This window comes from Castellaniella sp. (assembly GCF_034675905.1).
Taxonomy (GTDB): Bacteria; Pseudomonadota; Gammaproteobacteria; order Burkholderiales; family Burkholderiaceae_B; genus Castellaniella.
In genome coordinates this window covers 192,101-213,207 of sequence record NZ_JAUCCV010000010.1, presented here as the reverse complement: position 1 = coordinate 213,207, position 21,107 = coordinate 192,101, and the positions used below count along the sequence as shown (strand labels likewise).

Sequence of the window (21,107 nt, the reverse complement as noted above, 5' to 3'; positions counted from 1 at the left end):
GCGGTTGGCGCTGCGCGCCGTCATCAGTGCGAACTGATCATGGTGCCGACCCCGCGGTCGGTCAGGATTTCCAGCAGCAGGCAGTGTGGCACCCGGCCATCGATGATGTGCACCGAATTCACGCCGAACCGGGCGGCATCCAGGGCAGACGATATTTTCGGCAGCATGCCGCCTGACAGCGTACCGTCCTGGAACAGCGTATCGATGGTCTGGGCCGACAGGCTGCGCAGCAGTTCGCCGTTTTTGTCCAGCACGCCGGGGGTATTGGTCAGCATGACCAGTTTTTCCGCCCCGAGCACCTCGGCCATCTTGCCGGCGACCACGTCGGCGTTGATGTTGTAGGCCTGGCCGTCTTCGCCATAGCCGATGGACGAAATGATGGGGATGAACTGATCGTCCTGCAGGGCCTTGACCACGGCAGGTTCGATGCGTTCGATGTCGCCCACAAAACCGATGTCCAGCATTTCGCCGGGGTGGTCCGGGTCGGCCATCAGTTTTTTACGCGCCTGGATCATGCAGCCATCCTTGCCGGTCAGGCCTACGGCCTTGCCGCCTGCCTCGTTGACCATCATGACGATGTCCTGCTGCACCTGGCCGCCCAACACCCATTCGACGACTTCCATGGTTTCGGCGTCGGTGACGCGCATGCCCTGGATGAAGGTGCCTTCTTTGCCGATGCGTTTCAGGGCGCTGTTGATCTGCGGCCCGCCGCCGTGCACCACGATCGGGTTCAGGCCGACCAGTTTCAGCAGCACCACGTCGTGTGCGAAGGTGCGCTGCAGGTGTTCGTCGGTCATGGCGTTGCCGCCGTACTTGATGACGACCGTCTTGCCGTGGAAACGGCGGATGTAGGGCAGGGCCTCGGAGAGGACTTCGGCCTTGATGGTGGCCGAGAGCGCCGAGGCGGTGTCCGTCAGCGTATTCATGAAGCCAGCGCCTTTTCTACCGTGGCCAGAAAGGCCTGTTCGTCGTAATTGCCCAGATAGCGTTTGATGATGTTGCCTTGCTTGTCGATCAGGAAGGCCGTCGGGGTCAGGCGTACGTCGCCGAATGCCTGAGCGAGTTTGCCCTGGGCGTCGATGACGACCGGGAAGGGCAGTTGGCGGGTTTCAGCGTAGTTCTTGACGTAATTGGGCGGGTCGTACTGCATGGCCACGCCGATCGTGTCGAAGCCCCGGGATTTGAGGTCTTGGTAATGGCGGATGGTGTCGGGCATCTGCGCGATGCAGGTGGTGCAGCTGGTCGCCCAGAATTTCACCAGCACGACTTTGCCGCGCAGGTCTTGCGTCGTGACGGTTTGGCCTTGCAGGTCGGTGAATGCGACATCGGGCGCCGCCTGAGCGCCGCCTTGCAGTTGCCAGAGCGCGGCGGCGCCGCCGATGGCGATCACCGCAGCCAGGCCGAGAATCAGTTTTTTCATTGCACGGGCATAGGTTGTGCGCCCCCGCCATCAGCCGCAGTCGGCGTGGCAGTCGCGCTGGGGGAACTGGAATCCGTGACGGGAGCGGGCTTGTCAGGGTCCGTGATCAGGCTTTCCCGCGACACGATCTGGAACAATTTTACGACTTTGTTGACGCCCGTGATGCCGGAGGCGACCTTGGCGGACAGTTCGCCTTCGGCGGCGGTGACCTTGCCCATCAGATAGACGACGCCGCGTTCGGTGGTGACCTTGATTGTGCGGAAGGGCACATTTTCGGTGGTCGTCAGTTGGCTTTTGACCTTTGAGGTGATCCAGGTGTCGTTGGTGCGCACACTGAGCGCCGTCAGGTCGCCCACGCGGATGTAGTTATCGACGGAATGGACCTTGGGGATGGTGCGGGCGATGCTGACGGCTTGCTGGCGGTCGGCTTCGGTGGGGACGTCGCCTATCAGCAGCAGCCGGCCGGCGTAGGATGTGCCGGTCAAGCGGGCTTTGTCGCCAAAGGCCTTGTTCATTTCGCTGGAGACCCGCAGTTCGATGGTCTGGTCGTCTACCTGTTCGCCGGCGGTGCGGCGATCCGTCGCGACCAGGGCTGTCGTGGCCGCTGTGCCGCCGACGATCAGCAGGCCGCATCCGGATAAGGCTGACAGGCCGGCCAGGCCAAGCAGGCAACGAGCCAGAGAACGGGTGAAGGACAGGCGATTGGACAGGGTCATCAGAGGGGGTCTCCCAGGAGCAAAGCGTCGATGCCGTCACACAGCGCATGCAGCAGCAGGATATGGACTTCCTGGATGCGCATGGTGCGATCATGCGGGACGCACAGATGGATGTCGGTTTCGTAGAGCAGAGAATTGATCTGGCCGCCGCCCTTGCCGGATAGGGCGATGACCTGCATTTCGCGTTCGTGGGCGGCTTCGATGGCCTTGATCACATTGGGCGAATTGCCGCTGGTGGAAATGGCGACCAGCACATCGCCGGGTTGCCCCAGCGCATTGACCTGGCGTTCGAAGATGGAAGCGAAGCTGTAGTCGTTGCCGACCGCCGTCATGATCGAGGTATCGGTGTTCAGGGCGATACCCGCCAGCGGCAGGCGGTCGCGCTCGAAGCGGCCGACCAGTTCCGCCACGAAATGCTGGGCGTCGGCAGCAGACCCGCCGTTGCCGCAGGCCAGGATGCGGGCGTTGTTCGTCAGAGCGCCAAAGAGCAGGTCGACTCCGGCCGCCAGGGCAGGGGCCAGTTCGCGGGCGCTGGTTTTGAAAGTATCGACGGCATCATCGAAGTGCGACGTCATGCGGGAGGTCATATCCATGCAGGCGATTATCGCATGAGCGCGCGCGATGGGCGAGGGCGGACGTAACCATTATTCCATTCGGAAAGCATCCCTTATCCAGTCGATCCGGGCATCTTCGATGCCGATGACGTCAAAGCGGCAGGGGGGCTGACGACCCTCGAAATGCAGGCGGGTCAGGGTGGGCAGAAAGTAGCGGGCGGCGCGGATCAGGCGGGTCTGCTTCGCCCGGTTTACACTGGCGGCGGCGCCTCCGTGGTGCTGGTCGCGCCGCTGCCGCACCTCGATGAAGACCAGAGCAGGCCCGTGTCGGGCTGCCAGGTCGATTTCACCCGCACGGCAGCGCAAGTTACGGGCCAGGATCAATAACCCCAGGGCGTTCAGATGCCGTGCGGCCAAGGTTTCAGCCGCGTGTCCTTGTTGTTGCGTGGGCGACCCCCCGGCGATACAGGCGCTGTCCGGCGCTGCCAGGCTGGCCGTCGGGCTGGCGCTACCGCGTCGGGTTCGTCGGCGCCGGCGTCGGGCCAGGCGCTGGGCTTCTTGGGCCCGGATGTATGGGTCGGCCGACATGGTGCGGAAATATTCTGGAAATAAGGTATTCAGTATGGCGGACATGGATGGTCTGGATGAAGGGGCGCTGACATGGAAACGTCACGCACAGCAAGTGGCGGAGCAGACCTGGCCGCCCGCCTGCCTGTACGTGGTGGCCACCCCTATCGGCAATCTGGGCGATCTCAGCCTGCGGGCCTGGGAGGCCTTGCGACGCTGTGATGCCATCGCGGCGGAAGACACGCGCACCAGCCGGACGCTGCTGGATGCCTGGGGAATCGCCACCCCCTTGCTGTCGGCGCATCGGCACAACGAGCAACAAGCGGCCGAGACCATCGTGCAGCGCTTATCGCAGGGGCAGCGGATTGCGCTGGTATCCGATGCCGGCGCGCCGGCCGTCAGCGATCCCGGCGCCCGCATCGTGCGCCAGGTGCAGGCAGCGGGCTATCGGGTCATGCCCTTGCCGGGCCCCAGCGCCGTGATCACCGCCCTGATGGCCAGCGGCGCGACGCGTGACGACGAGCCAGGTTTTGCGTTTGCCGGCTTCATGCCTTCCAAGCCCCAGGCGCGGCGTAAATGGCTGGGCCGCTGGCTGAACTGGCCTGTGCCGGTGGTGTTGTTCGAGACGCCGCATCGCCTGCAGGCGGCCTTGACCGATTTGTGTGCGCTGGCCGCTCCGGATCGGCTGCTGACGCTGGCCCGGGAACTCAGCAAGCGCTTCGAGGAGATCCACACCTTGCCTGTGGGGCAAGTGCTGGATTGGCTGGCCGAAGACTCCCACCGCAGTCAGGGCGAGTTCGTGCTGGTGCTGCATGCGCCTGTCGCCGTCCAAGAGACATCGGAAGACGATCTGTCCGCCGATCAGCAGCGGTTGATGGAGGCGCTGCTGGCCGAGTTATCCGTGCGCGATGCGGCGCGGGTGGGGGCGGCGGCGACAGGGCTGCCGCGTGATCACCTGTATGCCTGGGCCTTGCGTCACAAGCCCTGATCCAGGGCGATGACCGGGTTCATCCCCGCAGAGGCGGACAACGCGCTGGCTGTCTGGTGCGCCTGATCGCGGGATGGGAAGGGTCCCATGCGCACCTTGTAGAGCGGCGGCTGGTGGCTGACGGATACCTGGCCCAGAGACCCATCCATCTGTGCGTTGACGCGCTGAGCCAGGGCCTGTGCATTGTCCAACGAGGAAAAGGCGCCGAATTGCAGATAAATGCCGCCGCCTGTGGCCGTCGTCGCCGTCATGGCGGCGGGCGCAGGCGCGGGGGCAGGCGCTGGGGGCGCGCTGACGAGGCTGGCTTGCGGCTGGATGGGTTCGGCCACCGGGCTGGCTGAGGCCATCAAGGGTGCGCCCGGCGTGCGGCCCGCGCGGATGTCAGCGTTGGTGATGGCCTGGACGAGCACGCGTCCGCTACCGGGGCCGATCAGGCCCAGCTTGGCGGCGGCGACGTAAGACAGATCGATGATGCGTCCTGGATGAAAGGGGCCGCGATCATTGATGCGCACGACGACAGAGCGCCCGTTGACCTGGCTGGTCACCTGGGCGTAGCTGGGAATCGGCAGGGTCGGGTGGGCGGCCGTCATGGCATACATATCATAGGTTTCGCCATTGGCGGTCTTCTCCCCATGGAATTTTCGTCCATACCACGAGGCGATGCCTTCTTGGCGATAGGGTTGGTCTTCGCTGATGGGGATGTAGCGCACGCCGAAGACTTCATAGGGCCGAAAATTGGCAGGCGCGTGCCGTTCGAGGCGCGGCACGGCGTCGGGGATCGACGCGATGTCGGCGGGGACGCGGTCGCCCGGGCCGTCGTCCTTGTAGTAGCCGCCTGATCGTGAGGCGCAGCCTGCCAGCACTGCCATCAGGAGACACAGCCCGCTGATCATCAGGGCGCGCCCGAATGATGGCCGGGGCGGCTGCGAGGGGCATGCGGGCGGAATGGTCAGGGTGGTTGTGGTCATGGCGTCGGCGTATGCAGCATGGGATTACGGTGGCGCACCAATAAGGGCGAATGGTCGGCAAAGCGCCGCGCCAGCTGCTCGGTGACGTAGACCGAGCGGTGCTGCCCGCCCGTGCAGCCGATGGCCACTGTCAGGTAATTGCGCGTGTCCTGCATGTAGAGCGGCAGCCATTTGCGGATAAAGCCGGAAATATCTTCGATCATGGCGTCAACGCTGCCGAATTGGGCCAGCCAGGCGGCCACTGGTGCGTCGCGCCCGGTCAGGGGGCGCAAGTCGGGGTCGTAGTGCGGGTTGGGCAGGCAGCGCACGTCAAAGACCAGGTCGGCGTCATGCGGGACGCCGCGTTTGTAGGCAAAGGATTCAAAGGTCAGGATGACCGAGGCCCGATCGACCTGTACCAGGTCGCGCACCCAGCTGCGCAGCTGGCCTGGCGTCAGGTCGGACGTGTCGATGACGTGTTCCTGGTGGCGCAAGGGCGCCAGCAGATCGCGTTCGCGGCTGATGCAGCCCTGCAGCGAGGCGTCCAGCCCTTCGTGCTGCATCCGGTCGGTCAGGGGGTGCCGGCGCCGGGATTCGGAATACCGCTGCATCAGGGTATGGTCGTCGGCATCCAGAAAAATGACGTGCAGCGCCGTGCCCATGGCCCGCAGGCTGGTCAGGATGCCGGGCAGTTCGTCCAGATCGCCGGGGGTGCGCACGTCGATGGCGACCGCCACCCGTTCCAGGCCGCTATCCTGGGTGCTGGCGATAAAGTCGTGCAGGAAGCGGACAGGCAGATTGTCGATGCAGATGTAGCCGGTGTCCTCCAGCATGCGCAAGGCCACGGACTTGCCGGATCCTGAAATGCCTGTGATGAGAACGATGTTCAGCATGGTGCGCCTTGTCGGCCTGCGCCGTCGATGCAAGAAAAAATACAGTGAGTCACGGGCGTTTTTCCCGGGTGCTTTCCATGATGGCCAGGGCCTGGCGTTCGATGAATTCGCCCATGGTATCGATGCCGCGCAGACTGAGGATAGTGTTGCGCACAGCGGCCTCGACCAGCACGGCCAGGTTGCGGCCGGCGGCCACCTGCAGCATGACGCGGCGGATGGGGATGCCCAGGATGTCCTGGTATTCGTCCTGCATGGGCAGACGCTCGAAATTATCCGGCGTCATGCGCACCAGATGCACGATGAGCTTGATCTTCATCTTGCGCCGCACGGATGTTTCGCCAAAGATCGTGCGGATGTCCAGCAAACCCAGGCCGCGGACTTCAAGCAGGTTCTGCAGCAGCGAGGGGCATTGGCCTTCGACGAAATTGGGCGCGGTGCGGGACAGTTCGACTGCGTCGTCGGCCACCAGGCCGTGGCCGCGGGAAATCAGTTCCAGGGCCAGTTCGCTTTTCCCCAGGCCGGATTCGCCGGTGATCAGCACCCCCAGGCCCAGCACGTCCATGAAGACACCATGCACCGTGGTTTTGGGGGCGATGCGCTTGCCCAGATAGATGCGCAACAGATCGATCAGGTGGGCGGCGTCGACGGGGGTGCCCACCAGCGGGATCGCCTGTTCCTGGCAGAAGGCCTGCAGATCGTCGGGGGCTTCGGTGCTGCCGGCCAGGACGATGGCCGGGACGCCGCCTGCGACGAGATCTTCCAGGTGGTGGCGGCGGCGCTTGATATCCAGGTGGCGGTAGTAGGAGATTTCTTCGGCGCCAAATACCTGGATGCGGCTGGGGTGGATCAGGTTCAGGTGGCCGACCAGATCGGCAGCGGCCTCCCGGGTGTCCGGGATGGCGCGCTCGGCGGCGGCGTCCTGCCCGGCTAGCCAGGTGAAGCTGATCTTGTCGGCGTTGTCACGAATCAGCTCTTGAATGGTCAGCATGTTCAGTCGGCTGGTGGTCAGCACCGTTCAGAATAAGTTGATGGATCTGCTGCGGGTCGGTGGACTGGGCCAGCGTCTGGCGCACCTGAACATCGGACAGCAGGCGAGCGATGCCGGCCAGCAGATCCAGATGGGTCTGGGTGGCGGCTTCGGGCATCAACAGGAAAAACAACAGGCGCGCGGTGCGCCCGTCATTGGCGTCGAAACGGATCGGATTGGCCAGCCGGATGAAGGCGGCATGCGGTTCGCGCAGGTCTTTCAGACGGCCGTGAGGGATGGCGACGTCGTGACCGAGGGCTGTCGATCCCAGGCGCTCGCGTGCCAGCAGGCTATGAAAGACGGACATGCGGGCCACGCCCTGATTGTTTTCAAACAGCAGGCCGGCGTGCTCGAAGGCACGTTTCTTGCTGGTCGCCGCCAGATCCAGGACGATATTGCCCGGTGGCAGAATGCGGGAGCTGAGGTTCATGACGACATTATAGGTGTCAGATGCCTCTGGATATCAACATGGCCCCGGAGCAACGCTGCGAGGCCATGAGTCAGTGGCGGCCGATTGCGGCCAAGCGGTAGGAAGGCTTATTCAGCGTGGATTTCCTGGCGCTTTGGTGGTTCATGGGCGTATGTCTGAGCCTTGGATTTGTATTTGATCACCTGGCGGTCGACTTTGTCGACCAGCAGGTCGATGGCCGCGTACAGATTGTCATCCGAGGCTGCGCAATGCAGATCCTTGCCGCGCAGACGCATGGTGATTTCAGCCGTGTGTTTGAGCGGTTCGATCGAGAGCATGACCTGGGTATCGATGACCTGATCGAAGTGCCGCAGGACGCGAGCGGTCTTGGTGTGGACGTATTCGCGGATGGCTGGGGTGATTTCCAGATGACGACCGGTGATTGTCAGGCTCATAGTGCAGGCTCCTTGCGGAAAAAAACAGGGGTGGTTCTGTAAAAGAACCGGGAGTGAGGGGAAGGGGGCTCCTTTTCTGACAGATTGATGACAGGTCCAGTGTACCGGTTGGCAAAAAGACAGCAAGAGGGGTGAAAAAAGGTAAGATAGATGGATTCGCTGGCGGGCAATGTCTGGCCGCGCACATGAAAATCGCCCCTGCATGCAGGGGCGATTTGTTTTTGGGTCGGCTGGTAAACAAGCTGCCGGGTCCCCTGAGGGCCAGGGCAGCCTACATCCGGAAATTCTTGCCCAGATAGACTTGGCGCACGGCTTCGTTGTCGACGATCTCGTTGGGGTGGCCGCTGGTCAGCACCCGGCCTTCGCTGATGATATAGGCGCGATCACAGATGCCCAGGGTTTCGCGCACGTTGTGGTCGGTGATCAGCACGCCGATATTGCGCCCGCGCAGGAACTGCACGATGCGCTGGATTTCGATCACGGCGATGGGATCGACCCCGGCAAAGGGTTCGTCCAGCAGAATGAAGCGGGGATGGGTCGCCAGGGCGCGGGCGATCTCCACCCGGCGGCGTTCCCCGCCGGATAGCGACAGCGCCATATTGCGGCGGATGTGTTCGATCTGTAGTTCGTCGATCAGGGATTCCAGCCGTTCTTCGATGGCATGACCCGGCAGCGGATGACCTTGCGGGTCACGTTGCAGTTCCAGCACGGCCCGGATGTTCTGCTCGACCGTCAGGCGGCGAAAGACCGAGGCATCCTGAGGCAGGTACGACAGCCCCAGCTGAGCGCGGCGGTGCATGGGCACGCCGGTGACATCATGGTGATCGATGGCAATGCGGCCGGTGTCGGCCGGGATCAGGCCGACGATCATGTAAAAGCTGGTGGTCTTGCCGGCCCCGTTGGGGCCCAGCAGGCCGACGACCTCGCCGCTGCCGACGGACAGGGAAACGTCCTGGACCACGGCGCGGCGGCCAAAGGTCTTGCCCAGGCCGATGGCCTGGAGGCAGCCGCTGCTGCGGGCGGGTTCTGGCGTGGGATGTGTAGTGGCAGACATGAGGCGTGATGCGGTTACGAGCGTCCTGCCCGGCATTTGGCGATGGCCTGGTCGACGCGGGACTGAGGTTGCGCCAGGGATCGGACGCGCCCGCCGGCAGCGGCGGAATTCTGGCCGCCGAAGGCTTCGTAGGTGCCGGTTTTTTCGTGGTAGATGATGCGGGCGCCGCGCACATTGTCAAAGGACTGACCGCAAATTTGCCGGGTGACGGTGGCCTGGCCGGTCAGGGTGATGTCGCCGGATTGCCCGGCATAGTCCGCCTGCTGGCCGGTCGCGATCAGCGTTTCGAATTTGGCCGGATTTTCCTGGCGGATGGTGACGGCGCCGCCCTTGCCGGCAGTGGCCGTGCCGAACTGATTGCCCTGCGCGTCTTCGCGGGTGACGAGCTTGTCGGCGCGCAAGGTCATGGCGCCTCGGGTCAGGACCACATTGCCGGTGAAGGTGCTGACTTTGCTGATGTCGTCATAGTGCAGCGTATCGGACAGAATGATCGTGTCGGGCTCGGCGGCTTTAGCCTGGGCGGGGGCTGCTTGCGCGGACAGGGCCAGGCAAGAGCCGACCAGTGCGGCAAACAGGGCGAGGGGCAAGGTTTTCATGGTTGTTTGGTCTTGTTGGGTCCGGTATTGCGGGCCGCCTGATCTTCGCCGGAAATCTTGACGTCGCTGGCGGCCTTGACCGTCAGCTGGCGGGTGCGGTTATCGTAGCGCATCCCTTGGCCGCGCATGGTGGAGTGGCCGTTGACGACCAGCGCCGGCCGGTCGGTGTAGACCAGGTCCTGGTTGGGTTCGATGGTCAGCTGTTCGCTGCGCACGTCCAGCAGCTGGTGATCGCTATCGGGCAGGCGCTGCAGGTGTGCATCGCCGTTCAGGATGATGCGTTCGCCGTGCTGATCCAGAGTGCCCATTTTGGCGGTCCCGACAGTGATCGGGGAATTCGCTTGATGACCGGTGGCTTTGGGGGCGGTGATCTCGTAGCTGTCCGTGTCGGGAAAGTGCTCCATGGCGCTGCCTTCCAGACGATTGATGGCATGTCCTTTGGGGTCGGTGCGCAGCATGACAAAGGCGCTGGCCCAGGAATCGCGTTCGTGCGTGATCCGCCGGGGCGGATCGATCTCGATCGACCGCAGGGCGTAGTCCGAGGCCCACCAGGTGCCCAGCACCAGCAGGCCCAGCAGCAGGACCGCGACCAAGCCGGGTAGCCGTTCCTTCATTGGATGGCGCCGCCCAGCGTGGACAGAGATGCGGTAAAGCAAGCCCCCAGACGCCCCTGGGCGGCCAGCACCAAGTCACAGCATTCGCGCACGGCGCCCCGTCCGCCAGGCAGACCAGCGACCCAGTGCGCCGCCTGGCTGACGTAGAATGGGGCGTTGGGTACGCTGGCGGCAAAGCCTACGCGCTGCAGCACGGGCAGGTCGATGATGTCGTCGCCCATATAGCCTACAGCGTCCAGCCCCAGACCCGCTTCGCGGGCCAGGTCTTCTACTGTGGTGATCTTGTCGTGGATGCCCTGCAGCACTGGCGAGATGCCCAGTTCGGCCGCGCGGCGGGCGGTGATGGCGCTTTTGCGGCCGCTGACCCAGGCAACGCGGATGCCTTGTTCGCGCAGCAGGCGCAATCCGTGGCCGTCCAGCGCATTGAAGGGTTTGACGGCTTCGCCGTGTTCGCCGTACCACAAGCTGCCGTCCGTCAGGATGCCGTCCACATCGAAGATCATCATGCGCACCGCACGGGCGCGCTCGCGGACCTCGGCGCTGGTGCGGGCCAGGATCTGGGCTTCAGCGGGGTGGGAAAAACCGGGCAGTTCGTTCATCAGATCACCTTGGCAGCCAGAAGGTCATGCATGTGCAAAGCACCCAATAATAGCCCGTCACCGTCCAGCACCAGCATCTGATTCAGCTTGTGGGCGTCCATGATGCTGGCCGCCTCGATGGCGGGGGCGTCGGCGGCGATGTCCCGCGGGTGGCGGCTCATGCCGGCGGACACAGGCAGCGCGCGGATGTCGCCGTGCTGGGCGATCATGCGGCGCAGATCGCCGTCGGTGAAAATACCCACCGGCCGGCCCTGGTCCAGCACGATGGTCATGCCCATGCCTTTCGAGGACATTTCCGTCAGGGCGTCGGGGATCAGCGTGTCGGCTGCCACGCGCGGCAGGGCGGCGCCGCTGCGCATGACGTCGGCCACCGAGGTCAGCAGGCGGCGGCCCAGCGCCCCGCCAGGATGGGATCGGGCGAAGTCGTCGCGATTGAAGCCGCGGGCTTCCAGGCAGGCTACGGCCAGCGCGTCGCCCAGCACCAGGGCCGCCGTGGTGCTGGCGGTCGGCGCCAGATTCAAGGGGCAGGCCTCGTGGTCGACGGCGGCATCCAGGGAGATGTCGGCGCTGCGCGCCAGTTCGGATTCGGGATGGCCGGTCATGGCGATGATGCGCGTACCCATGCGCTTGGCCACGGAAATGATGGTGATCAGTTCCTGGGCGGACCCGGAGTAGGAAATCGCCAGCAGAATATCCTGGCCGGTCAGCATTCCCAGGTCGCCATGGATGGCTTCGGCGGCATGCATGAAAAAGGCGGGCGTGCCGGTCGAGGCCAGGGTGGCGGCGATTTTCCGGGCGACGTGGCCGGATTTGCCGATGCCGGTGACGACCACGCGGCCAGGACAGTCCAGGATCAGGCGCGCCGCCTGCTCGAAATGGGCGTCGATGCGCCCTTGCAGGGCTTGCAGGGCCTGGATTTCGATGTCGAAGGTGCGCGTTGCGCTGTGGCGCAGTGCGTCCGGAGTGATCTGGGGCTGGGTGTGCATGTGTCGATTTTACTGTGCCTTGACGTTTATACTGCTGTCCATGGGATCCGAGGCCTATCGATGCAGTCGCCGCTTGTCATTCACCTGGGCGTGGGCCCTGTGTCTGGCATGGGTGCTGCGCGCGCTGGTGCCGATGGGCTATATGCCCAATCTGGCGGGCGCTGCGGATGGATTGCCCTTGGTTGTCTTGTGCGGCGCCCCAGCCCAGACATCGCATGAGCCGATCCAGGGTGATCCGGCGGACCACTTCGATGCGAATCACTGCCCTTACTCACTGATCTCCTTTCATGGGGGCGGCGTTCCGCTGCCTTCTGGTGCGCCGGTCATCCCAGCTGTCCTGCTGGGCGTCATCCTGACCTTGGTTCACCCGGATGGCCCGCCGCCGGCGGCTCATCCGTATGGCGCTCCACTGGGTTCCCGCGCACCGCCGCAGATCTGACCCTGTCTTGCTTGATGGATGCGGACGGCATGACCGGCTTTTGCCGCGCATGCGCGTACCGATCATGGGTGCGCTAATCCGTGCCGCCGCGTCTGATGATCTGTCGCAACATACTGAAAAGGTTGATCTCATGAAATTGTCTTTTATCGGCGGCGCCGCTGCTGCGTTGTTTTTTTCCCTTCCCGCCGCCCAGGCGCACGTGACGCTGGCAACCGGGCAGGCGACCGTGGGCAGCTACTACATGGCGGTGGTGCGTGTTCCGCATGGCTGCCAGGGGTCTGATACCACCCGCTTGCGGGTACGCATCCCGGAAGGCGTGCTGGCGGTCAAGCCGCAGCCCAAGGCCGGCTGGAAGACTGACATCGTCCAGGGCAAATACGATCAGCCGCAGACGCTGCACGGCGCCAAGCTGGATCAGGGGGTGCGGGAAGTCAGCTGGAGCGGCGCTTTACCGGACGCCTACTACGACGAGTTCGTGTTTCGCGCTTTCCTGTCGTCTTCGTTGAAGGCGGGCTCGACATTGTATTTCCCGGTCGTGCAGGAATGCGCCCAAGGGGTGGATCGCTGGATCAATACCAGCGGGGGTGAAGAAGCCGAAGGCGCCGCGCCGCGTGTCAAGCTGGTGGCGCCTGCAGCGGCAGCAGGGCATCATCACTGATGAGAGTCCTGCTCGTCGCGCTGGGCTGCTTGCTGACGGGGTCGCAGCTGGCTTGGGGGCATGCGGCGCTCGTGACGGCGTCGCCTGCATCCGGTTCTGTGCTGGCACAGGCGCCTGCCGCCGTCGTGCTGACCTTCAGTGAACCTGTCGGTGTCACGGCGGCGCAGCTTGTCGGGCCGGATGGCCAGTCGCTGGCCCTTGGGCCGGTGCAGGATCAGGGGCGGGAGGTCCGCATTCCCGTTCCTGAGGACCGCGCGCAGGGGACGTATCTGTTGAGCTGGCGTGTCGTTTCGACGGATGGGCATCCTGTGGGCGGCACGCTGGATTATGCGATCGGCGCCAGCAGCGCGCCTGTGGCGGCTGCTGGCCCGCCGGCGTCCGCCCGTAGCCTGGCTATCTGGATCGTCCGATGGCTGGGATACCTGTGCTTGTTCACGGCAGTGGGCGCCGCCCTGTCCCGGTTTTTGGACGCAAACGGACGGAACACATGGTCTCGTCCTGCGATCAGCCTGGGGGTGGTCTTGCTGCCCGTCAGTCTGGGCCTGCAGGGACTGGACCTGCGGGATGCGCCCTGGGCTGCGCTGGCGCAGCCTGCCACATGGGCGCAAGCCCTGGCCAGCACTTACGCAGCGACCCTGGGTCTCGCGGCCATAGGGTTTGGGGCTGCCGCGCTGGCTCAGGTGCTGCGCCCCCGAGGTCTGTTCCTGGGTGCGGCGCTGGCCAGCCTGCTGTTTGCCGGCATGGCGCTGGCGGTCAGCGGGCATGCCGGGACGGCGCCGCCCCAGTGGCTGTCGCGCCCTGCCGTGGCGTTGCATGTCATGATGGCGATTGCCTGGATCGGCGTCCTGATGCCCTTGTCGCGCCTGTTGCGCCGTCCGCTGGAGGCTGCTGGCGGCCATCGTGCGCTGGCGCGGTTTTCATGCTGGATCACGCCGGTGGTGGCCTTGCTGGTCCTAAGCGGCGCCTTGCTGTCCGTGCTGCAGCTGGATCGTGTCGCCGATCTGTGGCATACGGATTATGGCCGTGTATTGACCGCAAAGCTGTGTCTGGTCGGGCTGCTGTTTTGCCTGGCTGCCTATAACCGTTGGCGTCTGACCGGGCCGGTGCTGGCCGGTCGGGGAACAGCCCGCAGCCGTCTGCGCAGCGCCATACGCGCCGAGATCGTCCTGGCGGTCGTGATATTGGCGGTGGTGGCTTTGTGGCGCTTTACGCCGCCACCGCGCAGCCTGGCCTCAGCCCCCGTCGCGGTCGCCAGCGCCGTGACGCTGGCCGATGACCGGGTGCAGGTGGTGCTGGAACCGTTCGGCGGCAGCTGGACGATCCACCTGACGCAGCCTGACGGCAAGCCGTTCATCGCGCAAAGCGTGGCCGTCGCCGTGGGAGCCCCTGACGCCGGCATCGAGCCGGTGCGCCGGACCGCGCAACGGCAAGCTGATGGCCTGTGGCGCATCGCCTTGCCCGTTTTGCCGTCAAACGGGCGTGCGCAGGTCGGGGTGACCGTGCTGGTCGATGATTTTGACCAGATCACATTGCAGGCCCGATGGTGAAATTTCCAGGCTACACTGTGGCCGCCTCGCTTTCTATCAGGATGATGCCATGCAAACCGATCCGGCCCAGTACATCCGCGACACGATCCGTACCGTACCCGATTGGCCGAAGGCGGGTGTCCAGTTTCGCGACATTACGCCTGTGCTGCAGGATCCGCGCTCGTTTCGGGTGCTGATCGATCTGTTTGTCTATCGCTACATGCGCCAGCGCCTGGATCTGGTGGCGGGCATCGACGCGCGCGGCTTCATCGTCGGGTCTGTGCTGGCCTACGAACTGAATCTGGGTTTCGTGCCTGTGCGCAAGCAGGGCAAACTGCCCTACCGCACCGTGGCAGAGGAATACGCCCTGGAATACGGCAATGCCACGGTAGAAATGCACACCGATTCTGTGCGCCCCGGCCAGCGCGTCCTGCTGATCGACGACCTGATCGCCACCGGCGGCACCATGCTGGCCGCCTCGCGCCTGCTGCAGCGATTGGGCGCCAACGTCGCCGAAGCCGCCGCCATCATCGACCTGCCCGATCTGGGCGGATCCAAGGCCGTGCGCGATTCGGGCCTGCCTGTCTACACGGTCTGCGAATTCGCCACGGGCAAGGAAGCCTGAACCGCGCAGGACCGGGTGTTGGGCGCGCCCCCGAGATATCAGTCTCCGGCGCGCGCGCCTGTCTTTCTACACCAGCACCCGCTCAATCCCCCCGGAATTCGCCGCCTGGACGTAATCCGGCATCCAGTTTTCCCCCAGCAGGTGCTTGGCCATCTCTACCACGATGTAATCTGCTGACAGCCCCGTATCCTGTTCGTAGCGGGCCAGCCCCTGCAGACAGGACGGACAGGACGTCACCATCTTGACCTCGCCCTGGAAACCATCGGCGCGGATGGCGGCGGTGTTCTTTGCCAGTTCTTCCTGTTTGCGAAAGCGGATCTGCGTCGAAATATCAGGCCGCGACACCGCCAGCGTGCCCGATTCCCCGCAGCAGCGGTCGGTCTTGATCGCGTTGGATTCACCCAGCAGTGATTTCACCGTTTTCATCGGATCCTGCTGCTTCATGGGGGTATGGCAGGGGTCGTGGTAGATGTAGCGCACGCCCTGCACTCCGGCGATGTCCACGCCTTTTTCCAGTAAGTATTCGTGGATGTCGATCAGGCGGCAGCCAGGGAAAATCTTGTCGAACTCGTAGCTTTCCAGCTGGTCGTAACAGGTGCCGCAACTGACCACCACCGTCTTGATATCCAGATAGTTCAGCGTGGTGGCCATGCGGTGGAACAGCACGCGGTTGTCTGTCACCATTTGCTCGGCCTTGTCGGCCAGACCATTGCCGCGCTGCGGATAGCCGCAGCACAGATAACCGGGCGGCAGCACCGTCTGGACGCCGACATGCCACAGCATGGCCTGGGTCGCCAGGCCCACCTGCGAGAACAGGCGTTCCGATCCGCAACCGGGGAAATAGAACACGGCTTCGCTATGGGGGGCCGTGGTGGCCGGATTGCGGATGATGGGGACGATATCGGGGTCTTCGATGTCCAGCAGCTTGCGTGCCGTCTGCTTGGGCAGTCCGCCGGGCATTTTCTTGTTGATGAAGTGGATCACCTGCTCGCGGACCGGCGCCTTGCCTACCGTGGCGGGCGGGTGGGCCATTTGTTTCTTGGCGATCGGGGCCAGCAGGTCATGCGCCAGACGCTGGGCTTTGTAACCCATGTCGATCATGGCCGTGCGGGTCGCCTTGATGACGCGCGGGTCCTTGGCATTCAGGAAGAACATGGACGCCGCTGTGCCGGGGTTGAAGGATTTTTTCCCCATGCGCCGCAGCAGGGCGCGCATGTCCATGGACACGTTGCCGAAGTCGATATCCACGGGACAGGGGTTGTAGCATTTGTGGCACAGGGTGCAATGATCGCCCACGTCCTCGAATTCTTCCCAGTGGCGGATGCTGACGCCGCGCCGGGTCTGTTCCTCGTACAGGAAGGCCTCGATCAGCAGAGAGGTGGCCAGGATCTTGTTGCGCGGCGAATACAGCAGATTGGCGCGCGGCACGTGGGTGGCGCAGACCGGCTTGCACTTGCCGCAGCGCAGGCAGTCCTTGATCGCATTGGAAATGGCGCCGATTTCGCTGCGCTGCATGATCAGCGATTCGTAGCCCAGCAGGTTGAAGCTGGGCGTCCAGGCGCGTGACAAATCGGCGCCGGGCATCAGCTTGCCGGCATTGAAATGGCCATCCGGGTCGATGCGCCGTTTGTAGTCCTGGAACGGCGCCAGTTCGGCCTCGTTCAGGTATTCGAATTTCGTCAGGCCGATGCCGTGTTCGCCGGAGATCACGCCGTCCAGGCTGCGGGCGATTTTCATGATGCGGGCCACGGCCTGGTTGGCTTCGCGCAGCATCTCGTAGTCGTCGGAATTGACCGGGATGTTGGTGTGCACATTGCCGTCGCCCGCGTGCATGTGCAGGGCGACGAACACGCGGCTTTTCAGGATGCGGTCGTGGGTGGCCTGCAGGCCCGCCAGCACGGCGGCGCATTCCGCGCCGGCAAAATGGCGTTCCATGGCGCCGCGGATGTCGGTCTTCCAGGAAATGCGCAGCGTGTGATCCTGGATGATGTCCACGATACGGCTGTCCGGCTGCGAGGCCAGGCGTTCGTCCAGGGCGGGCAGCAAGGCGTCCAGGCCCAGGCCTGTCAGCGTGTCCCGGTGGTCCGCCAGCGATGCGTCCAGATGCTCCAGCAGCCAGGTCCAGCGGGTGCGGACAGCCGCCAGGGTGGCCAGCGCATCGTGCCGCCGGGTGGAGAGGATGAAGTCCCGGGTGTGTTCGGCGTCGTCCGGGTCTTCGGCCTTGCCGACGGGCAGGTCTCCCTGCAGATAGCTTTCCAGGGCGTCGATCAGGCGCAGCTTGTTGCGCGTGGACAGTTCGATGTTGATGCGTTCGATGGCGTCCGTGTATTCGCCCATGCGCGGCAGCGGGATCACCACGTCTTCATTGATCTTGAAGGCGTTGGTGTGGCGGGAAATCGCTGCGGTGCGGGCGCGATCCAGCCAGAATTTCTTGCGGGATTCGGGGCTGACGGCGATGAAGCCCTCGCCGTGGCGCGAATTGGCGATGCGCACGACCTCGCTGGCGGCCAAGGCCACCGCGTGCTCATCGTCGCCGACGATGTCGCCGATCAGCACCATTTTGGGCAGGGTGCCGCGCTTGCTTTTGGTGGCGTAGCCGACGGCCCGCAGGTAGCGCTCGTCCAGATGCTCCAGGCCGGCCAGGATGGCGCCGGCGGCGCGGCCATCGGTGTCCAGATAGTGTTTGACTTCGACGATGGACGGGACCGCCTGGCGGGCCTGGCCGAAGAACTCCATGCAGACCGTGCGTGTGTGTGCAGGCATGCGGTGCAGGATCCAGCGGGCGGCGGTGATCAGTCCGTCGCAGCCTTCTTTTTGCACGCCGGGCAGGCCGGCCAGGAATTTATCGGTGACGTCTTTGCCCAGCCCGGCTTTACGAAAACGATGGCCCTCGATGGTCAGGACTTCTGTTTTGAGTACGGTCTGGCCGGGGCGTTGCTTGCCGTCGAACCATTTCAGCTCGAAGCAGGCCTGCGCGGCATCGTGGATCTTGCCCAGATTGTGGTCCAGGCGGGTGACTTCCAGCCAGTTGCCCTGGGGGTCTACCATGCGCCACCAGGCCAGATTGTCCAGTGCAGTACCCCACAGCACGGCTTTTTTACCGCCGGCGTTCATGGCGACGTTGCCGCCCACGCAGGATGCGTCCGCCGACGTCGGGTCCACGGCAAAGACGCGCCCGGCAGCTTCGGCGGCTTCGGCCACCCGGCGCGTGACGACGCCGGCCCCGGTCAGGATGGTGTGCACCGGCGCGTCGACGCCCGGCAGGGCGATGGCTTCGACCTGGCCGATGGCATCCAGTTTTTCGGTGTTGATGACGGCGGAGCGCCAGGTCAGGGGAATGGCGCCGCCGGTGTAGCCGGTGCCGCCGCCGCGCGGCACGATGGTCAGGCCCAACTGGATGCAGGCGCGCACCAGGGCGGCGATCTCGTCCTCGGTGTCGGGCATCAGCACGACAAAGGGATATTCCACCCGCCAGTCGGTGGCGTCGGTCACGTGCGACACCCGTGACAGGCCGTCAAAACGGATGTTGTCCCGTTTGGTCAGGCGCGACAGCTGCTTCATGGCGTCGTGGCGCAGCTTTTCCACCGTGATGAAATCGTCCTCGAACGTGGCGACAGCGGTACGGGCGGCAGCCAGCAGCTGCTGGACCTGGGCGTCGCGCGGGCCGTGGTCATCGTCGCGGCGGTGGTCGACCTCGTTCAGGCGGTGGTTCAGCGCCTCGACCAATTGGTGGCGGCGCTTGGGATTGTCCAGCAGGTCGTCTTGCAGGTAGGGATTGCGTTGCACGACCCAGATATCGCCCAGCACTTCGAACAGCATCCGCGCGGATCGGCCGGTGCGCCGCTGTCCACGCAGTTCGGACAGGAGTTGCCAGGCGGATTCCCCCAAGAGCCGGCGGACGATTTCACGATCCGACCAGGAGGTGTAGTTGTAGGGAATTTCGCGCAGGCGAGGCGCTTGGGCGGGTTCGAGCAGTTCGGAGGCGACGGGGGCGTTCATGAGGGCATCGTGGCGGTAGTGTCCCTATGGAAGGCAGGGGCAATCGCTTAGTGTAATGGCAAAACTCGGCCGGCCCGGCTGTCTGGCCGCTAGTTGACGTCCGGCAGCTGGATGCTGAAGCGGGCGCCATGTCCCGGCTCGCTGGTGCAGCTCGCCTGACCGCCATGGCGTTGCGCGACCGTCTGGACGAAAGCCAGGCCCAGGCCGCTGCCTGCCGGCTTTTTACCGTCTCCGGCGGCGCGCCAGAAGCGGGTGAACAGATGGGGCGCCTGTTCAGGCGTGATGCCGGGACCGGCATCCTGGACATGGATGCACCAGGAGGATGCATTTCTGTCGATGCGGCACTGTATTTCTCCGTCTTCGAAGCTGTACAGGATGGCGTTGTCCAGCAGGTTGCCGACGGCGCGGCGCATCAGCTCGCTATCGATGTCGATGGTGTCTTCGTGGCCGCAGGGTTTGAAGGTCAGTGTGATGCGGCGTTGCGCCGCCTGGGACCAGCGGCGATCACAGCAGTCCTGGACCAGATCGTCCAGGATGCAAGGGTGCTTCTGCAAGGGCGTGGATTCGGCGCGCGCCAGCTGGACGAAATTGTCCACCAGATGCAAGGTCGTATGGGCTTGTTGTTCGATGTGGGACAGCGTGGCGGCTTTGCTCCATTGCGCGGGCGTTTGACGGTGCAGGTCGATGGCCGCCAGGATGGCATTTTGCGGTGAACGCATATCGTGGGAAATGAAGCCCAGAGTGTCTCTTTGATCCTGAGCGGCTGTTTTCAGGCGGGATACCGCCTGTTGCAGGCGAGCCGCGCGCGCTGGCAGGGTGTTGGGGCCGACCCATCGGGCGGGTGGCGTCTGGCTCTGCCTGGAGGGGATCTGCAGGCGTTCCAGTTCCCGGTCGATATGCTGCAGGGATGCCTCTTGTATGCGCCAGCCCCATAGCGGGTAGGCCAGGAGAATCGCCACCAGCAGGCCCGCAGGGGGCACCCAGAGGTTCGCCTGGGACAGGAGCCAGGCATCCGCCAGCAGAAAGCTCAGCAACGCGGCCAGCGTGCCCGCCAGGCCCGCGCGCGGGGACAATCTGCGCAAACCCAGGCAAGCCAGCCACAGAATGCATAAAGAAACCAGCATCGTGACCCAGGGCGGCGTGATGCGGATCCATAAGGATTGCTTCTGATTCTGGATGCTGTCGGCCAGGATTTCGACCCCGGCGGTCAGGCCGCTGCCCATGGCGGTGGGCAGTTGGTCCCCCAACCCGGAGGCCCATGCCCCGACCAGGACGATCTTGTCTTGAAATTCTGTTGCTGGAATCGCGCCCCCCAGGACCGCCGCATAGGGGTAGCGGACAAAGCTGTGCGCAGGGTCCGTGAACTGCAGATAGGACGGCGTGTCGGCTGGCGGGGAGGATGCCTGTTGTGCCGCAGTCTGCAGGCCGGCCATTTGCGTCAACGCCACGCTGAGATGGGGCATGCGATCCCCTTGGCGGCTGGTGCGCTGCAGTGTGATGGCGCGCAGGCGCCCGTCGGGACCGGCCCGCGTATCGATGCGGCCGATGGCGGCCGCCGCCTGTGCGAGTATCGGCAGGGGACGGATCACATGCCGGCCTTCCGGGTCCAGCACTTCGGGCAGTACGACGCGTCCGTGATCGGTCATGGCGTCGGCCAGCAACTGATCATCCTGGGGGCGGCCGGGGCGTGGGTCAGCCAGAATCAGGTCCAGGACGACCGCTCGCGCCTGGCGCAGGTGCGGCAGCAGCGCCGCATGGACGGATCGCGGCCAGGGCCAATAACCCAGCGCTTCAATGCTGGCGTCATCGATCGTGACCAGGACGATGTCGCGGTCAGCGATAGGCCGCGGGGTGAGCTGCATGCTCAGGTCGTAGGCCTGCTGGTTGATGTCGCGCAAGATCGGGGACCGGCCCCCGACCGAGATGGCGATGATCAGCAGCGATAACGCCAGGGTCAGGCCCAGCCATTCCGCCAGCAGGCGCCGCTGCAGGCGGAGCGGATGGTGGCTGGGCGGCGGGGACATGCCTTGGCGGA

22 protein-coding genes are annotated in these 21,107 nt (G+C 64.6%); 5 read left to right on the top strand and 17 right to left on the bottom strand.

The window, feature by feature from the left end; all coding sequences use genetic code 11:
* Positions 1 to 23 precede the first annotated feature (23 nt).
* Genes argB through VDP79_RS11090 form a run of 5 tightly spaced genes read right to left on the bottom strand, consistent with a single transcriptional unit; the run spans position 24 to position 3,323 of the window.
* Positions 24 to 926 (bottom strand): acetylglutamate kinase, encoded by a 903-nt coding sequence (argB, locus tag VDP79_RS11110; RefSeq protein ID WP_323018264.1) that lies wholly within the window; start codon positions 924 to 926, stop codon positions 24 to 26.
* Positions 923 to 1,420 (bottom strand): TlpA disulfide reductase family protein, encoded by a 498-nt coding sequence (locus VDP79_RS11105; RefSeq protein ID WP_323018263.1) that lies wholly within the window; start codon positions 1,418 to 1,420, stop codon positions 923 to 925. Before VDP79_RS11105 ends, argB begins: the two co-directional genes overlap by 4 nt.
* Entirely contained in the window at positions 1,417 to 2,136 is a 720-nt protein-coding gene (locus VDP79_RS11100) for a BON domain-containing protein (protein WP_323018262.1), read from the bottom strand. The genes VDP79_RS11105 and VDP79_RS11100 overlap by 4 nt, the downstream gene beginning before the upstream one ends.
* Positions 2,136 to 2,729 (bottom strand): phosphoheptose isomerase, encoded by a 594-nt coding sequence (locus VDP79_RS11095; RefSeq protein ID WP_323018261.1) that lies wholly within the window; start codon positions 2,727 to 2,729, stop codon positions 2,136 to 2,138. The genes VDP79_RS11100 and VDP79_RS11095 overlap by 1 nt, the downstream gene beginning before the upstream one ends.
* Positions 2,730 to 2,780: 51 nt before the next feature.
* Positions 2,781 to 3,323, bottom strand: a complete 543-nt coding sequence (locus VDP79_RS11090) for a YraN family protein (RefSeq protein WP_323018260.1) — start codon at positions 3,321 to 3,323, stop codon at positions 2,781 to 2,783.
* Here VDP79_RS11090 and rsmI point away from each other — a divergent pair.
* Positions 3,313 to 4,245, top strand: coding sequence for a 16S rRNA (cytidine(1402)-2'-O)-methyltransferase (gene rsmI / locus VDP79_RS11085; RefSeq protein WP_323018259.1), 933 nt, complete (start codon positions 3,313 to 3,315; stop codon positions 4,243 to 4,245). The genes VDP79_RS11090 and rsmI overlap by 11 nt on opposite strands.
* Here rsmI and VDP79_RS11080 read toward each other — a convergent pair.
* The 10 genes from VDP79_RS11080 to VDP79_RS11035 all read right to left on the bottom strand — a co-directional run bounded on the left by VDP79_RS11080 (position 4,233) and on the right by VDP79_RS11035 (position 11,825).
* The gene (locus tag VDP79_RS11080) at positions 4,233 to 5,213 is read right to left on the bottom strand and encodes a septal ring lytic transglycosylase RlpA family protein (protein WP_323018258.1); all 981 of its coding nucleotides are present in this window, start codon (positions 5,211 to 5,213) and stop codon (positions 4,233 to 4,235) included. The genes rsmI and VDP79_RS11080 overlap by 13 nt on opposite strands.
* Positions 5,210 to 6,085 (bottom strand): RNase adapter RapZ, encoded by an 876-nt coding sequence (gene rapZ, locus VDP79_RS11075; protein ID WP_323018257.1) that lies wholly within the window; start codon positions 6,083 to 6,085, stop codon positions 5,210 to 5,212. The genes VDP79_RS11080 and rapZ overlap by 4 nt, the downstream gene beginning before the upstream one ends.
* Positions 6,086 to 6,134: 49 nt before the next feature.
* The gene (gene hprK, locus VDP79_RS11070) at positions 6,135 to 7,073 is read right to left on the bottom strand and encodes an HPr(Ser) kinase/phosphatase (RefSeq protein ID WP_323018256.1); all 939 of its coding nucleotides are present in this window, start codon (positions 7,071 to 7,073) and stop codon (positions 6,135 to 6,137) included.
* Positions 7,045 to 7,542 carry a PTS sugar transporter subunit IIA gene (locus VDP79_RS11065; protein WP_323018255.1) on the bottom strand — a complete coding sequence of 166 codons (498 nt, stop codon included), beginning with the start codon at positions 7,540 to 7,542 and terminating at the stop codon, positions 7,045 to 7,047. The genes hprK and VDP79_RS11065 overlap by 29 nt, the downstream gene beginning before the upstream one ends.
* Positions 7,543 to 7,649: 107 nt before the next feature.
* Positions 7,650 to 7,976 (bottom strand): ribosome hibernation-promoting factor, HPF/YfiA family, encoded by a 327-nt coding sequence (gene hpf, locus VDP79_RS11060; protein ID WP_323018254.1) that lies wholly within the window; start codon positions 7,974 to 7,976, stop codon positions 7,650 to 7,652.
* A gap of 271 nt (positions 7,977 to 8,247) precedes the next feature.
* Positions 8,248 to 9,030: an LPS export ABC transporter ATP-binding protein gene (gene lptB, locus VDP79_RS11055; protein ID WP_323018253.1), complete on the bottom strand. Its 783-nt coding sequence runs from the start codon at positions 9,028 to 9,030 to the stop codon at positions 8,248 to 8,250.
* 14 nt (positions 9,031 to 9,044) lie between these two features.
* Complete coding sequence (gene lptA / locus VDP79_RS11050) at positions 9,045 to 9,626, bottom strand: lipopolysaccharide transport periplasmic protein LptA (protein WP_323018252.1); 582 nt, start codon at positions 9,624 to 9,626, stop codon at positions 9,045 to 9,047.
* Entirely contained in the window at positions 9,623 to 10,240 is a 618-nt protein-coding gene (gene lptC / locus VDP79_RS11045) for an LPS export ABC transporter periplasmic protein LptC (RefSeq protein ID WP_323018251.1), read from the bottom strand. The genes lptA and lptC overlap by 4 nt, the downstream gene beginning before the upstream one ends.
* Complete coding sequence (locus VDP79_RS11040) at positions 10,237 to 10,839, bottom strand: KdsC family phosphatase (RefSeq protein WP_323018250.1); 603 nt, start codon at positions 10,837 to 10,839, stop codon at positions 10,237 to 10,239. The genes lptC and VDP79_RS11040 overlap by 4 nt, the downstream gene beginning before the upstream one ends.
* Complete coding sequence (locus VDP79_RS11035) at positions 10,839 to 11,825, bottom strand: KpsF/GutQ family sugar-phosphate isomerase (RefSeq protein WP_323018249.1); 987 nt, start codon at positions 11,823 to 11,825, stop codon at positions 10,839 to 10,841. Before VDP79_RS11035 ends, VDP79_RS11040 begins: the two co-directional genes overlap by 1 nt.
* Before the next feature lie 73 nt (positions 11,826 to 11,898).
* Between VDP79_RS11035 and VDP79_RS11030 the strand changes: the two genes are divergently transcribed.
* The 4 genes from VDP79_RS11030 (at position 11,899) to VDP79_RS11015 (ending at position 15,073) form a co-directional block, all read left to right on the top strand.
* The gene (locus VDP79_RS11030) at positions 11,899 to 12,264 is read left to right on the top strand and encodes a DUF2946 family protein (protein ID WP_323018248.1); all 366 of its coding nucleotides are present in this window, start codon (positions 11,899 to 11,901) and stop codon (positions 12,262 to 12,264) included.
* 130 nt (positions 12,265 to 12,394) lie between these two features.
* Positions 12,395 to 12,922: a YcnI family protein gene (locus tag VDP79_RS11025; protein ID WP_323018247.1), complete on the top strand. Its 528-nt coding sequence runs from the start codon at positions 12,395 to 12,397 to the stop codon at positions 12,920 to 12,922.
* Positions 12,922 to 14,469, top strand: a complete 1,548-nt coding sequence (locus VDP79_RS11020; protein WP_323018246.1) for a copper resistance CopC/CopD family protein — start codon at positions 12,922 to 12,924, stop codon at positions 14,467 to 14,469. The genes VDP79_RS11025 and VDP79_RS11020 overlap by 1 nt, the downstream gene beginning before the upstream one ends.
* 49 nt (positions 14,470 to 14,518) lie before the next feature.
* Positions 14,519 to 15,073 (top strand): adenine phosphoribosyltransferase, encoded by a 555-nt coding sequence (locus VDP79_RS11015; RefSeq protein ID WP_323018245.1) that lies wholly within the window; start codon positions 14,519 to 14,521, stop codon positions 15,071 to 15,073.
* Positions 15,074 to 15,139: 66 nt separating this feature from the next.
* On the opposite strand, the gene VDP79_RS11010 is transcribed toward VDP79_RS11015, so the two are convergent.
* On the bottom strand, positions 15,140 to 19,072 hold the full coding sequence (locus VDP79_RS11010; RefSeq protein ID WP_323018244.1) for an FAD/FMN-binding oxidoreductase: 3,933 nt from the start codon (positions 19,070 to 19,072) through the stop codon (positions 15,140 to 15,142).
* A gap of 89 nt (positions 19,073 to 19,161) precedes the next feature.
* Positions 19,162 to 21,096, bottom strand: a complete 1,935-nt coding sequence (locus tag VDP79_RS11005) for a CHASE2 domain-containing protein (protein ID WP_323018243.1) — start codon at positions 21,094 to 21,096, stop codon at positions 19,162 to 19,164.
* Between the last annotated feature and the right edge of the window lie 11 nt (positions 21,097 to 21,107).

Bases quoted from the DNA above. Each gene is read 5' to 3' on its own strand.
- argB (WP_323018264.1), bottom strand. From the start codon at position 926: ATGAATACGCTGACGGACACCGCCTCGGCGCTCTCGGCCACCATCAAG.
- VDP79_RS11105 (WP_323018263.1), bottom strand. From the start codon at position 1,420: ATGAAAAAACTGATTCTCGGCCTGGCTGCGGTGATCGCCATCGGCGGC.
- VDP79_RS11100 (WP_323018262.1), bottom strand. From the start codon at position 2,136: ATGACCCTGTCCAATCGCCTGTCCTTCACCCGTTCTCTGGCTCGTTGC.
- VDP79_RS11095 (WP_323018261.1), bottom strand. From the start codon at position 2,729: ATGGATATGACCTCCCGCATGACGTCGCACTTCGATGATGCCGTCGAT.
- rsmI (WP_323018259.1), top strand. From the start codon at position 3,313: ATGGCGGACATGGATGGTCTGGATGAAGGGGCGCTGACATGGAAACGT.
- VDP79_RS11090 (WP_323018260.1), bottom strand. From the start codon at position 3,323: ATGTCCGCCATACTGAATACCTTATTTCCAGAATATTTCCGCACCATG.
- VDP79_RS11080 (WP_323018258.1), bottom strand. From the start codon at position 5,213: ATGACCACAACCACCCTGACCATTCCGCCCGCATGCCCCTCGCAGCCG.
- rapZ (WP_323018257.1), bottom strand. From the start codon at position 6,085: ATGCTGAACATCGTTCTCATCACAGGCATTTCAGGATCCGGCAAGTCC.
- hprK (WP_323018256.1), bottom strand. From the start codon at position 7,073: ATGCTGACCATTCAAGAGCTGATTCGTGACAACGCCGACAAGATCAGC.
- VDP79_RS11065 (WP_323018255.1), bottom strand. From the start codon at position 7,542: ATGAACCTCAGCTCCCGCATTCTGCCACCGGGCAATATCGTCCTGGAT.
- hpf (WP_323018254.1), bottom strand. From the start codon at position 7,976: ATGAGCCTGACAATCACCGGTCGTCATCTGGAAATCACCCCAGCCATC.
- lptB (WP_323018253.1), bottom strand. From the start codon at position 9,030: ATGTCTGCCACTACACATCCCACGCCAGAACCCGCCCGCAGCAGCGGC.
- lptA (WP_323018252.1), bottom strand. From the start codon at position 9,626: ATGAAAACCTTGCCCCTCGCCCTGTTTGCCGCACTGGTCGGCTCTTGC.
- lptC (WP_323018251.1), bottom strand. From the start codon at position 10,240: ATGAAGGAACGGCTACCCGGCTTGGTCGCGGTCCTGCTGCTGGGCCTG.
- VDP79_RS11040 (WP_323018250.1), bottom strand. From the start codon at position 10,839: ATGAACGAACTGCCCGGTTTTTCCCACCCCGCTGAAGCCCAGATCCTG.
- VDP79_RS11035 (WP_323018249.1), bottom strand. From the start codon at position 11,825: ATGCACACCCAGCCCCAGATCACTCCGGACGCACTGCGCCACAGCGCA.
- VDP79_RS11025 (WP_323018247.1), top strand. From the start codon at position 12,395: ATGAAATTGTCTTTTATCGGCGGCGCCGCTGCTGCGTTGTTTTTTTCC.
- VDP79_RS11020 (WP_323018246.1), top strand. From the start codon at position 12,922: ATGAGAGTCCTGCTCGTCGCGCTGGGCTGCTTGCTGACGGGGTCGCAG.
- VDP79_RS11015 (WP_323018245.1), top strand. From the start codon at position 14,519: ATGCAAACCGATCCGGCCCAGTACATCCGCGACACGATCCGTACCGTA.
- VDP79_RS11010 (WP_323018244.1), bottom strand. From the start codon at position 19,072: ATGAACGCCCCCGTCGCCTCCGAACTGCTCGAACCCGCCCAAGCGCCT.
- VDP79_RS11005 (WP_323018243.1), bottom strand. From the start codon at position 21,096: ATGTCCCCGCCGCCCAGCCACCATCCGCTCCGCCTGCAGCGGCGCCTG.